This is a genomic window from Mesorhizobium sp. B2-3-13, assembly GCF_006442195.1.
Classification (GTDB): Bacteria; Pseudomonadota; Alphaproteobacteria; order Rhizobiales; family Rhizobiaceae; genus Mesorhizobium; species Mesorhizobium salmacidum.
On the sequence record NZ_VFVQ01000018.1, the window covers coordinates 98,927 to 111,276 of the forward strand.

Sequence of the window (12,350 nt, forward strand, 5' to 3'; positions counted from 1 at the left end):
GCGATGTCCACAGTCGGCGATTGAGCCAGTGGACTTCAGCGTGTCGGCCCGATGGACCAGAATAATTATCGGCGAACGCAATACCGCGGCTGGGCATCTATCCGATGCGTTTGCCGGCGGCAGCCGTCTTCTAAGCCGGCAGGCCTGCGACGCGCAGGGCGTCGGTGACATCGTCGATTATGCCAGGCGCGATTCCGACGGCGGTGGCCCAGCGGCCGATGGTGAAATGCGGATCGAGCGCCATGAGCCGTGCGGCCGACGCTCTTGCCTCCTCGATCCGTCCGAGCCTCGCCAGCGGCGCGGCCAGCCAGCCATGCAGGATGCTGAAACCGGGGTTCAGCTCCACCGCCCGCCGGCCGGCCGCGATGGCCCGTTCGTGCCGGCCGGACAGAAAATTGCCGAAGCCGATGATGCCTTGCGGCACGCAGCTCATGGCGTCGAGCGGGGAGAGCCGCATCGCCTGCTCGCACCAGTCGATGGCGCGCGCCGCATCGCCGCCATAGGCCACCGGCACGCAGCCAAAAGTGTAGACGAAGGCACAGGAGGCGCTGAGCGACAGGGCCTGCGCGAACATCTCGTTGGCCAGCCCGCGGTCATGCTCGACCAGGCCGATTGTGAAGCCGGCCAAGGCCAGCGCCATCGCGTCGCCCGAGCCGTGCTCGATCGCCGCATGGGCATGGTGCGACGCCTTCTGGCGATGCTCCGCCAGCATGCCGCCGCGGATGAAAAGGGTTTGATGCGCCCAGGCGGCAAAGCCATGGGCGAGCGCATAACTCGGCTCGATGGCCAATGCCTGGTCGAGCAGAGGCAGTCCCTTGGCCGCGCCCTGGGGCATGAAGGTGTAGACATCGGGCAGGGCGCGCAGAAAAAGGTCGTAAGCGTCGAGACTGTCGGGCCGCTGGCGCTTGACACGTTCGATCTCGGCCCGGCGCAAATTGGGCTCAATGGCCGCGACCACGCTGATGGTGATCTCGTCCTGCAGCGCGAACACGTCGGTCAACTCGCGATCGTAGCGTTCGGCCCACAGATGGCTGCCATCCTCGGCGTCGATCAGCTGCCCTGTGATGCGCACGCGGCTGCCGACCTTGCGGACCGAGCCTTCCAGCACATAGCGCACGCCGAGTTCGCGCCCGACCTGCTTCACGTCGACGGTGCGGCCCTTGTAGGTGAAGCTCGAATTCCGCGCGATGACGAACAGCCAGCGGATGCGCGACAGGCCGGTGACGATGTCCTCGACCATGCCGTCGGCAAAATAGTCCTGATCCGCGTCGCCGCTCATGTTCACGAAAGGCAGAACGGCGATTGAGGGGCGGGCGGGAATGCCGAGGCCAGGCTTGGGTGTCCCCACCGGCGCTGCCGCCTCGGCGCCGGCTTCCTCGCGTACGGTGCCGACGAAACGAAAGCCCCGGCGCAGGATGGTACGGACGAGGCGCTGCTGCTCGCCATTGTCCTGAAGTGCGCCGCGGGCGGCATTGACACGGCTGGCAAGCGTGGCGTCGGAGACGATTCGTCCCCGCCAGACCGCATCGACCAGATCGTCCTTGCTGACCACCCGCTCGCGATTGCGGATCAGATATTGCAGGAGGTCGAACACCTGCGGCTCGACGGGGACCAGCTCGTTGCCCCTGCGTAGTTCGCGCCGGTCGCCGTCCAGAGCGAAGTCCTCGAAAAGATACGGCAAATTGCTGGCTCCAGATGGGGCGGAAACGCTGACCTGGACACTGTAGACGTGTCGTGGGCGCAAAATCAAAGCCCTCTCAAGACAAAATCAAGAGGTCCTGAAGGTCACCTCAAAGCGAGCGCGGCGGACCCGGCGCATAGTCCTCCCGCAACCAACGCAAACAACAATTTGAAAAGGAGAACTCAAATGTCCAACACCGCGGCAAATTCGGTCGTCCTCGTCCATGGCGGCTTTGTCGACGGCTCCGGCTGGGAAGGGGTCCATAACCAGCTCAAGGAGGACGGCTACGACGTCACCATCGTCCAGAACCCGACCACCTCGCTCGCCGACGACGTCGCTTTCACCAAGCGCGCCATCGCCGCCGCTCCCGGCAACGTCATCCTGGTCGGCCACTCCTATGGCGGCGTCGTGGTGTCGGAAGCCGGCACCGATCCCAAGGTTTCAGCCGTCGTCTACATCGCGGCCTTCGCCGCCGATGCCGGCGAGTCGGTCTCGACCCTCATCGCCAACCCGCCTCCCGGCGCCGCGGTGCCGCCGATCCTGCCGCCCGTCGACGGCTTCCTGATGCTCGACAAGGCCAAGTTCGCCGCCTCGTTCGCCGCCGACGTCCGTCCTTCGCTCGCCTCCTTCATGGCGGACTCGCAGGTGCCGTGGGCCGTGGCCGCACTCGAAGGCAAGGTCACCAAGCCGGCCTGGAGGGTGAAGCCGAGCTGGTATCTCGTCGCTACCGACGACCATATGATCCCGCCGCCAGCACAGCGCCAAATGGCAAATCGGGCCGGCGCGACGACGGTGGAAGTGCCCGGCAGCCACGCGGTCTACGTTTCCGATCCCGCATCCGTCGCCAAGCTGATCAAGGACGCAGCCGCCAGCGTCGGCGGGAACTGAACCGGCCTCCCTCCCAACAAAAGGCCTGGCCTCCCAACAAAAGGCCTGGGCGCCCGGCGGCGCCCAGGTCTTTGCCTGTTCCGGCCGAGGCGCCGACTGGCCTCAGCCCTTCGAGATACCGCGCGCAATCAGCCGGGCAAGGCGCTCGGAAAACGCCCTGGCATCGGCAGGCTTGTCGCCGTCGAGCACGCGCGCCTCGTCATAGAGAAGGTGGGCGGCATCGTCCTTGAAGGCCTGTTCGTCGTCGCCGAGGCCGGCGAGCGCCAGGACGCGCTTGTGGCGGGGATTGATTTCGAGGATCGGTTTGGCCGTCTTGTCGAGGCGGCCGGCGGCGTTGAGCAGCCGCTCGAACTGCCGGTCCGGACCATGTTCGGGCGCCACCAGGCACACCGCGCTTTCGGTCAGGCGGTCGGAAGGCTTCACATCCGACACGGCATCGCCAAGCGCCGCCTTGACGAAGGCCAGGAAGCCATCGACTTCGGGCGTCGCCGCCCTGTCCGGCTTCTTCGCATCATCGAGCAAGGAGATGTCGGAAAGCTCCGCCCCGCCCTGCGTCACCGACTTGAACGGCTTGCCGTCGAACTCCGGCGCCATCGACGTCCAGAAACTGTCGACGGGGTCGGTGAGCAGCAGCACCTCTATGCCGCGTGCCCTAAAACCTTCGAGCTGCGGCGAGGCTTCGAGCCGCGCACGGTCGTCGCCGGCCATGAAGAAAATCGCCTTCTGGCCTTCCTTCATCGCCGAGACATAATCGGCAAGGCCGCGCCAATTTTCGCCCGAGGTGGTCGAACGGAAGCGGGCGAGCTTCAAGAGCTGCTCGCGCCGCTCATGGTCCTCGTAGAGCCCTTCCTTGAGGACGACGCCGAAATTCTCCCAGATTTTGGCAAAAGCCTCGGCCTCGTTCTCCGCCAGCTTGGCGAGATCGCCGAGCACGCGGTTGGTCAGGCCCTTGCGGATCGCGGCCAGCAGCGGGCTTTCCTGGATCATCTCGCGCGAGACGTTGAGCGGCAGGTCGGCGGAATCGACCAGCCCGCGCATGAAGCGCAGGTAGCGCGGCAACAAATCGGCCTCGTCGGTGATGAAGACGCGGCGCACATAGAGTTTCATACGGCCCTTGCGGCCCTGGTCGAAGAGATCGAAGGGACGCGAGCCGGGCACGAAGGCCAGTACGCTGTATTCCTGCCGGCCTTCGGCGCGGAAATGGATGGTGGCGGCCGGCTCGTCATACTGGCCGGAGAGGCCGCGGTAGAAATCGGTGTATTCCTCGGGCTTGATCTCGCTTTTCGGCCTGACCCAAAGGGCCGTGCCATCGGCAATGTCGCGCGCCTCGGCGCCGGGTTTCTCGATGAGCGTGATCGGCACCGGCACGTGGCCCGACTGCGATTTCGCCAGTTGCTCGAGCCGGTAGGATCCGGTGTAGGACACGGCATCGTCCATCAGATGCAGCACGACGCGGGTGCCGCGTTTGGGTGCCGCTTCGAGCGGGGCGGGCGCGATCTCGTAGGAACCCTTGCCGTCGGACGACCAGCGCCAGGCCTCGGCGCTCCCCGCCAGGCGGCTGATGACATCGACGCGGGTCGCCACCATGAAGGCGGAGTAGAAGCCGACGCCGAACTGGCCGATGAGCTGCGTGTCTTCGCTGGCATTGCCCGCACCGACGCGCTCGATGAAGGCGCGCGTGCCCGAGCGCGCGATCGTGCCCAGCGCCTCCGTCATGTCGTCGCGGCTCATGCCGATGCCGTTGTCCTCGACGGTGATCAGCTTGTTGTCGGCGTCGGCCGATATCGAGATGCGGGGTTTCGGATCGTCGGCCAGCAATTCCGGATGACTGACGGCCTCGAAGCGCAACTTCTCGCAGGCGTCAGCGGCGTTGGAAATCAGTTCACGCAGGAAGACGTCCTTATCGGAATAGACCGAGTGCACCATCATGTGCAGCAGCCGCGAAACATCCGCCTCGAATGCCTTGGTTTCCGTCGCTTTTGTGTCTGTCGTCATTGCCGAGTTTCCCACGCTGTTCATCCGCCCGCCGCGCCATGGCGCGTTCAGGACTTCCTTTCAACCATTTTCAACCGTGCTGGCAACCGCGTTCAGCAAGGCCAGCGCGCCGACAATATCGTCATGGGGTGCGGGGGCCGCAAGGGGGCGGAAACGGCGCTGACAGCGAAATAGCCGATCTCCCCCCGTGGGGGAGATTGGCAGCTTCCGCGCCCTACTTGCCCGCCATGTGGTCGGCAAGCGTCTGCGCCTGGGCAAGCAGCGCGGGGAAGACGGGGTTGTCGGGCAGGTTCTTGGCCATGCAAGCGCGGAAGTCGCTGTCGCCTTTTGCCCAGGCGGCATCGGCGGCATCGGATGTATTGTCGTCGCCGTCGCCGGTGGCTTGCTTGACCAGTTTCTGGGCGGCGGCGTCGGCGGCGGTCCAGACCGCGTCGCAGGCCGCGATCTTCGGGACGGGGGGCGTCGCGGGCGCCTCGGCGATCATGACGCTGTTGCCCCTAACGAGCGTGACGACGACCTCCTGGTCGTAGTTCGGCCCGACATCCTGTGCCCAGCCGCCGAGGCGGGCAATCGCCATGTCGGCGCCATCGGGCGTCTTCAGGGTGAAGTCGAGCGTGCCTGTGAAAGCGGCGTCGCTGCCGATGGCCTGGGTGTAGAAGGCATCGAGCTTCAGCGCCGCGTCGAAGCTGGTGGGCAGTTTGAGATCGGCGTCCGTCTCGGCGGCGCGCGATTGGAGCCAGCGCTCGACCAGCCCGCGCGTCGATACCACGATGCTGGGGCCGTCCTCAGTGCCGTGGCGCAGCCCGTCCAGCATGCCAAAGCCGACATCGGAGGAACTGAGGCTTTCGATGTTGATCGTGCCGGCCGCCGGAAAACCCTTGACCGTGAAAGGTCCGAGAAGCGCCGAAAGGCGCTGCTCGAGATCGGCGCGGGCCTTTTCACTGGCAGCATCGAGTGTCTCGACGGGAGCGTTCGCGCTTTCCATCGCGGCGATGGCTGATATCGCCTTGTCGCGCGCGGCGATGTAGTCGTCCTCCGGCGAAGCGGCACAGGCCGCACCGCTCGCCAGCGCGAACACCAAAGTCCAGAACAGACGCATCGTGGAACCTCCGTTTTTACAAGCTCTTCGCGTGGCTTGGTGGCGATTGTGCGGCGGTGAAGTCTGGCGAGGCGTTGCAGATATCGGAGCACCAGGACAGCCTTCGCACGGTGGGAGGCCGTCATATGGAGACGGACAATGAAACCTTCCGATTTCCACGCCGTTATGGCCGTTGTGGCAGACATCAAACCCAAACCGAAGCCGGCCGGCGGCGCCAAGCCAAACGGTGCCAGCAAGCCCCGCCGGGAGAAGGCACCCGATGTCGAGGCCGCCTCCGAGGTCGTGGGCGAGGCCGCACCGCCGCCAGCGGCGGGGGAACCCGATCCGCAACTGAGCCCCGAACAGGCCGAGCAGGCGCGCAAGAAGTATCTGCTGAAGCGTTTCTGGATCAGCGCGCGCAGTTATTGGAGCCGGCGCGGCGACAAGCTCGCCTGGCCATTCACGATCGGACTCCTGATTATGATCTGCGTCAATGTCGGCTTCCAGTACGGGATCAATGTCTGGAACCGCTCGATCTTCGACGCCATCGAACAGCGCAATGCACCGACCGTCTATTTCCTGAGCGCCGTGTTCGTGCCGCTGGTGCTTGGAAGCGTCAGCCTCGTCGTCGCGCAGGTTTATCTGCGCATGACCATCCAGCGCCGCTGGCGCTCCTGGCTCACCACATCGGTCATCGGCCGCTGGCTCACCAATGGCCGCTACTACCAGCTCAATCTCGTCAGCGGCGATCACCAGAACCCGGAGGCCCGCATCGCCGACGATCTGCGGATCGCCACCGAATCGCCCGTCGATTTCGTCTCCGGCGTGCTCAACGCCTTCCTGGCGGCCTCGACCTTCATCGTCGTGCTGTGGACGATCGGCGGCGCGCTGACGCTGCCGATCGGCGGAGCCAACATCACCATTCCAGGCTTCCTCGTCGTCACCGCGGTCATCTATGCGGCCATCACTTCTACCTCGATGGTGGTCATCGGCCGGCATTTCGTTGAACTCTCCGAGCAGAAGAACCAGGCGGAAGCGGAATTTCGCTACACGCTGATGCGTGTGCGCGAAAATGGTGAGAGCATCGCCCTGCTCGGCGGCGAGCAGGAGGAACGCAGCGGCATCGACAGGACCTTCGCCGGCGTGCTGAAGCGGTGGGCGATGCTTGCGGGCCAGCACATGCGCACGGCGCTGGTCTCGCAGGGATCGAGCCTGTTCGCGCCCGTGGTGCCGGTGCTTTTGTGCGCGCCAAAATTCCTCGAGGGCTCGATGTCGCTCGGGCAGGTCATGCAGGCGGCATCGGCCTTTGCAATCGTGCAGGGCGCGTTCGGATGGCTGGTCGACAACTACCCGCGTCTCGCCGACTGGAACGCCTCGGCACGGCGCATTGCCTCGCTGATGATGTCGCTCGACGGGCTCGAGCGCGCGGAAGAGAGCGACGCGCTCGGGCGCATCACTCGCGGCCAGACCAAGGACGATACTATGCTCAGCCTCAACAATCTCTCCGTGTCGCTCGATGACGGCACCGCCGTGGTCAAGGAAACCGAGGTCGTGATCCAACCGGGCGAGCGGCTGCTGGTGGCCGGCGAATCCGGTACGGGCAAGAGCACGCTGGTGCGGGCGATAGCGGGGCTGTGGCCGTGGGGTGGCGGCAGCGTCGATTTCCACCCCGGCAAGCGCTTGTTCATGCTGCCGCAGCGCCCCTACATTCCCTCGGGCACGCTGCGCCGGGCGGCCGCCTATCCAGGTGCCGCCGATGACTGGACGGTTCCACAGATCAGGGCCGCCCTCGACAAGGTGGGGCTCGCTTATCTCGGCGACCGGATCGACGAAGAGGCGCCATGGGACCAGACCCTGTCGGGCGGCGAGAAGCAGCGGCTGGCTTTCGCGCGGCTCCTCCTGCACGCGCCCGACATCATCGTGCTGGATGAGGCAACGGCGGCACTCGACGAGAAGAGCCAGGACAGGATGATGGAGACCATCATCCAGGAATTGCCAAATGTGACCATCTTGAGCGTGGCGCACCGGGCCGAGCTGGAGGCGTTCCACAGCCGCAAGATCACGCTCGAGCGGCGCAAAGGCGGCGCCAAGCTCGTCAGCGATATCGATCTTGTCCCGCGCCGGCGCAGGGGCTTGCTCGGCCGCGCCTTGTGGGGTTCCGGTGGGCGGGCCGACAAGCGCGGCGCCGCCCGTAAAAAGACTTGAAGGCCGTCAGGCGAGTTGGGCTTCCGCTGGGATGGCCCCGGCAGCCCTTCCATCAGGCGCGCAATTCCTCCCTATGCGCCTCCACGAGGTCGGCCATGCTGTCGAAGCGGAAGTCCACCTTCGGCATGTCGCCGGGATGCATCGTGGCGCCAAAACCCTGATCGGCGTGCCGGCGGTGGATCCAGCACGATGCGAGGCCCAACTGGTTGGCGACGGTGTGGTCGTGGAACAGGCTTTCGGCCGTGTGCAGGACCTCCTTGTCGCCAATCCCGAGCGTCGCAAGCTTTTCAAGCATATAGTCGAAATTCCGGGGCGACGGCTTGTAGGAGCCGATGTCCTCCGCCGTGTAGATCGCATCGAAATCGACGCCGAGCTTCCTGTTGCTGAAGGAGAAGCTCGTATTGTCGACGTTGGAGAGGATGATCAGCCTGTAGTGCTTCTTGAGGTATTGCAGGGCGGCGGCTGTATCGGCAAAGGCCGGCCAGTCCTTCACGCTTAGGCCATAGGCGATGCATTCCTCCGGCGTGGCCACGACGCCCCATTCCTCGGCGAGCCTTTTGTAGACGACAGCCAGAAGGTTTCGGTAGCGTTTCTGCGGCGTCCAGTTCTGCTGGCTGGATTCGTGCCTTGCGTGCGCCTGCAGGATCTCGTCGCGGCCAAGACCGCGGCCAACCCGTCCGGTCAGCGGCTTCAGGGCTTCGATCATGCCGGATTCCCAATCTATGAGGGTGCCGTAGCAGTCGAAGGTCAGCGCCTTGAAATCAGTCAGCTTCATGAGGTTCACTCCCTTAGGGTCCATGGTCGGTTTGGTGCGGGATCACGATCAATCGGCCGGTTGCCCGATCGGGCCTAGACTTGTCTCGCCCTTGGATACCGTGCCGCGCGGCGACGTCAGCCAGACGCCGAACAGCGTCACCGCCAGGCCGAGGAACATCGCCGCAGAAAGCGGCTCGCCGAACAGCAGCCAGGCCCAGAGCATCGTCACCGGCGGGCTGAGATAGATCACGCTGCTGACCTGCGCGGCGCTGTGGAGGCGCAGGCTCACATAGTAGACGCCGTAGCAGAAGAAGGTCGAAAACAGCACCAGCCAGGCGATGCCGAACTCGAACCGGCCATCAAGCGGCGGCATCAATCCGCCATTCCAGCCGGCGCAGGCGGCAAAAAGCATCGCCGCCGTCATGCATTGGATGCACAGGCTCTGGTGGATGGGCATGTCGATCGTCCCCATCCGTTTCTGCAGCACGGTCACCAGGGCGAAGACCATCATGGACGCGATGGTCACAAGATATGCCCAGGCCGGCGCGGTCCCGAGGCTGAGGCTGTTGAGCGAGACGATCAGCACACCCAGCGCCCCTAGCGCCGTTCCGGTCCATTGCCTCGATGTCAGCCGGTGGCCCAGGATGGGCTGCGACAGTGCCGCGATGGCGAGGGGGACGAGGTCGGAGATCAGCGCGACCAGGCCGGTCGGTACGCGCTGGCCGATGGCAAGCGCGAAGCCGCCGAGATAGAGGAACATCATCGCCACGCCGAACGCCATCTGCCGCATCAGGGCGCGTGCGCCGATGCGCGGCCCGACCATGAGCGCGAAGGGCAGAAGGATCAGTCCCGACATCAAGGTCCGCCAGAACAGCACCAGCATGACGTCGGCACTCTCGCTGGCGTAGCGGATGCCGACGAAGCCGGAACTCCAGCTTACGACCAGCGCGGCCGCCATAAGCGGCCAGGCCAGGCGATGGGGCTGATGTTTCGGGAGCGTCATGCGGTCATTCGTTGAATGGGTGCGGGCGTTGAATGGGTGCGGGGTTGAATGCGTGCCGGGGCGGACTTATGGCGGTGCGCACGCGTTTGCACATGACAAATTTCGATGCATCCATGAAATTGCCACTAAATCTGGCATTTCAATTTGCCTGCGAACAGGTTCTGCGCGAGGATTTGGGAGCGCCGCTTTCGTTTCAAACGAGGATTGTCATGGCTGGAGTGATGAGCCGCCGCCTGGATGTCGATGCCTTGCGGGCGATGGTGGCGATCGAGAAACATGGCGGCGTCACCCGCGCGGCCGAGGTGCTGGGCCTGTCGCAGTCGGCCGTCAGCCACAAGATCAGGCGGCTGGAAGCGAGCCTCGACTGCGAAATCCTCAGCCGCAAGGCCAATGCGCCGATGTTCACCAGTTCAGGGCAGGATCTGCTGAGCTATGCCAGGCGCATCCTGGGCATCCATGACGAGGCGATCCTGAGCCTGTCGAAAAGCACGCTGCAAGGAAAGATCGCGTTGGGGATGACCGAGGATACGACCTGCACGGACCTGTCGCGCATTCTTGGCCGGTTTCGCCGGCTCTACCCCGAGGTGAGCGTGCGCACGCAAGTGCGCATGAGCCTGGCCTTGCAGAAGCTGCTGGGCGAGGGGGCGCTCGACGCGGCCATCATCCAGGTGTTCCAGCACGAGGTCCGCCCCACCGACGTCCTGCTCTTCCGCGAGAGCCTGCATTGGGTGAAGTCGCCCGAACTGATCCTGGCGAAGGGGGAGCCGGTCCCGTTCCTGTCCTTCGACGACAACTGCTTCTATCGCCGTTGGGGCCTCGATCTCGGGCAGGACGAGGGAACAGTGTTCGAGATCGTGTTCGAATGTTCGAGCGCGGCCGGCATCATCGCCGGCGTGACCTCCGGGCTCGGCGTCGCGCTGCTCAGCCAGCGGCACCTGCAGCCCGGCATGGAGATCGCCGACAAGCAGTTCCCCAAGCCTCCGGACCTCGCCTACGTCATCCGCCGCGCCCGCAACGCCCGCAACCCCGCGCTGGAGACGCTGGTGAAGGAGATCGAGGCCGAGGTGAGGCGCCACGGGACGCTGCAGATCGCGGTGTGAGGGGGATGGCGGAGAGGGGGATGGCGTGGGCGTTCTTGTCCCTCCATGAGCCGATCGGTGCTGGACGTCTGCTTTGCGCCGCATCCATGACATGCGCGATGTCAATCGCTGATCCGAGCTGTCGGCGAAACGGGAGCGTGGCGCCTCAACGCCTTGCCCGCGCCGCCTCGGTCAATCCGACGCAACAGTCCGCTTCCTGCGGTGGCGGCCTTTTGAATTTCACACGGCAGCGGCTGGGATGGGTTGCGGAACGCAAGGAACGAGTCAGCCGGCGTTCGCGTTATTTAAACTCGAACTAATGGAGGTAACCGTGAGGAAGCTGATATTGGCATCTGTGCTCGCGCTTGCTGCCACAGCCGCTGTGACTTCACCAACCAAGGCGCAGTTTCTGTTCTCACCGTTCGGTGGTTTTTTTGGGGGTTTCGGAGGCCCGCCATTCCCCTACCGGCCCTATTACAACCCGTATTACGGCCCATACTACGGCCCATACTACGGCTCGTATTACCAGCCATATCGGCCGTACTTCCGATACCACCACAGGTTTTATCACCGGTACTATTACCCACACCGGCATCACCACCACAGGCGACATCACAGGCACTACTATCGGTAGCTACGATCGAGCCGTTGGTCAGCTCGACGATCCCTGTCAGACGCCTTGACGGGAAAGGAGGTCAAGCCCTCCCCATTCACCCGCTCATTATCTGGCGCGGTTCTTCGCGGGCGGCTGCGATCTGCCCCCGTCTTTCGATCTCTGGGCTGCTTTGACCAACCGGTCCAGCACTGGGAAATCTTTCAAATCTCGATAGGGCGTCAGGTCGAGGTCGTGAGGGACGGCCTTCACCTTCTCCTCGTCGATGGGCTTCTCGTTGCTCTTCATCAGGGCCTGGTAGGCCTGCCATGAAACACGGGCTGCGCGGACGGCATCTCGCTCCGTCCGCAGCGCTATTTGGTGGGCATGCAGATAGTGAAGTCGCAATTTGTCCAAGAGCGATTTCTCGACCACTTCATGCGTGACCAAAAAGGGCGCAAGCCTTACCGCCCGGCCTTGCGACGCCATGGTGCGCGGTAAGTGGCGGTCGATATAGACGGTTCGCCCATCCTCGCTGTAACCGGCAAGATAAGGGATATCGAAATCGTGGTTCACCTCGACCCGCCGCTGCAAGGCAAGCACGACGTCTGTGAGGACTGCATTGTCCACATCCTCGGATTTGTGGCGGGCTTCGTCCTCGAGTTTCATCGGCAGCAACCTACAAGCAAACGTGCCACCCCACCAACGAGGCCCTTTCCGCATTGTTCCTTCCGATCGCAATCATGATGATGCCGCGCTCTCTGCGGTCTCGGAAGTTTCCTGTTGGGGGGCGCTCGATGCAGCCATCATCCAGGTATTCCAGCATGAGGTCCGGCCCACCGACATCCTGCTCTTCCGCGAGAGCCTGCATTGGCTGAAGTCGCCCGAACTGATCCTGGCGAAAGGGGACCCGTTCCTGTCCTTCGACGACAACTGCTTCTATCGCCGTTGGGGCCTCGATCTCGGCCAGGACGAGGGAATGGTGTTCGAGATCGTGTTGGAATGTTCGAGGGCTTCGGCAATTTTTGGTGGCAGGCGATCTCTATCGCCCTGGCACACGCCCCGACAGATGG

At 64.2% G+C, this 12,350-nt stretch carries 9 protein-coding genes and 1 pseudogene; 4 read left to right on the plus strand and 6 right to left on the minus strand.

All coding sequences use genetic code 11. The annotated features are described in order from the left end of the window. Positions 1-130 precede the first annotated feature (130 nt). On the minus strand, positions 131-1,681 hold the full coding sequence (locus tag FJ941_RS21195) for a winged helix-turn-helix domain-containing protein (RefSeq protein ID WP_140508617.1): 1,551 nt from the start codon (positions 1,679-1,681) through the stop codon (positions 131-133). Between the two features lie 186 nt (positions 1,682-1,867). On the opposite strand from FJ941_RS21195, the gene FJ941_RS21200 reads away from it, so the two are divergent. Continuing rightward, positions 1,868-2,569 carry an alpha/beta hydrolase gene (locus tag FJ941_RS21200; protein ID WP_140508619.1) on the plus strand — a complete coding sequence of 234 codons (702 nt, stop codon included), beginning with the start codon at positions 1,868-1,870 and terminating at the stop codon, positions 2,567-2,569. 102 nt (positions 2,570-2,671) lie between these two features. Here the strand turns inward: FJ941_RS21200 and htpG are convergent, their stop codons facing one another. After that, on the minus strand, positions 2,672-4,564 hold the full coding sequence (gene htpG, locus FJ941_RS21205) for a molecular chaperone HtpG (RefSeq protein WP_140508621.1): 1,893 nt from the start codon (positions 4,562-4,564) through the stop codon (positions 2,672-2,674). Positions 4,565-4,778: 214 nt separating this feature from the next. After that, on the minus strand, positions 4,779-5,663 hold the full coding sequence (locus tag FJ941_RS21210) for a hypothetical protein (RefSeq protein WP_140508623.1): 885 nt from the start codon (positions 5,661-5,663) through the stop codon (positions 4,779-4,781). A gap of 174 nt (positions 5,664-5,837) precedes the next feature. Here FJ941_RS21210 and FJ941_RS21215 point away from each other — a divergent pair, with 174 nt between their 5' ends. After that, a complete protein-coding gene (locus tag FJ941_RS21215) occupies positions 5,838-7,847 on the plus strand; it encodes an ABC transporter ATP-binding protein/permease (protein ID WP_140508688.1) in 2,010 nt (669 codons plus the stop codon). A gap of 52 nt (positions 7,848-7,899) precedes the next feature. On the opposite strand, the gene FJ941_RS21220 is transcribed toward FJ941_RS21215, so the two are convergent. Together FJ941_RS21220 and FJ941_RS21225 are read right to left on the minus strand one after the other, a co-directional pair. Further along, positions 7,900-8,622: a haloacid dehalogenase type II gene (locus FJ941_RS21220; protein WP_140508625.1), complete on the minus strand. Its 723-nt coding sequence runs from the start codon at positions 8,620-8,622 to the stop codon at positions 7,900-7,902. 48 nt (positions 8,623-8,670) lie between these two features. Continuing rightward, positions 8,671-9,606 carry a DMT family transporter gene (locus FJ941_RS21225; RefSeq protein ID WP_140508627.1) on the minus strand — a complete coding sequence of 312 codons (936 nt, stop codon included), beginning with the start codon at positions 9,604-9,606 and terminating at the stop codon, positions 8,671-8,673. Between the two features lie 209 nt (positions 9,607-9,815). Here FJ941_RS21225 and FJ941_RS21230 point away from each other — a divergent pair, with 209 nt between their 5' ends. Beyond that, positions 9,816-10,706 (plus strand): LysR family transcriptional regulator, encoded by an 891-nt coding sequence (locus tag FJ941_RS21230; RefSeq protein ID WP_140508629.1) that lies wholly within the window; start codon positions 9,816-9,818, stop codon positions 10,704-10,706. A gap of 700 nt (positions 10,707-11,406) precedes the next feature. On the opposite strand, the gene FJ941_RS21235 is transcribed toward FJ941_RS21230, so the two are convergent. Next, positions 11,407-11,946 carry a hypothetical protein gene (locus FJ941_RS21235; protein ID WP_140508631.1) on the minus strand — a complete coding sequence of 180 codons (540 nt, stop codon included), beginning with the start codon at positions 11,944-11,946 and terminating at the stop codon, positions 11,407-11,409. A 118-nt stretch (positions 11,947-12,064) separates the two neighbouring features. Between FJ941_RS21235 and FJ941_RS21240 the strand changes: the two are divergent. Further along, a pseudogene (locus tag FJ941_RS21240) lies at positions 12,065-12,301 on the plus strand (LysR family transcriptional regulator); the annotation flags it as partial. Positions 12,302-12,350: the final 49 nt, after the last annotated feature.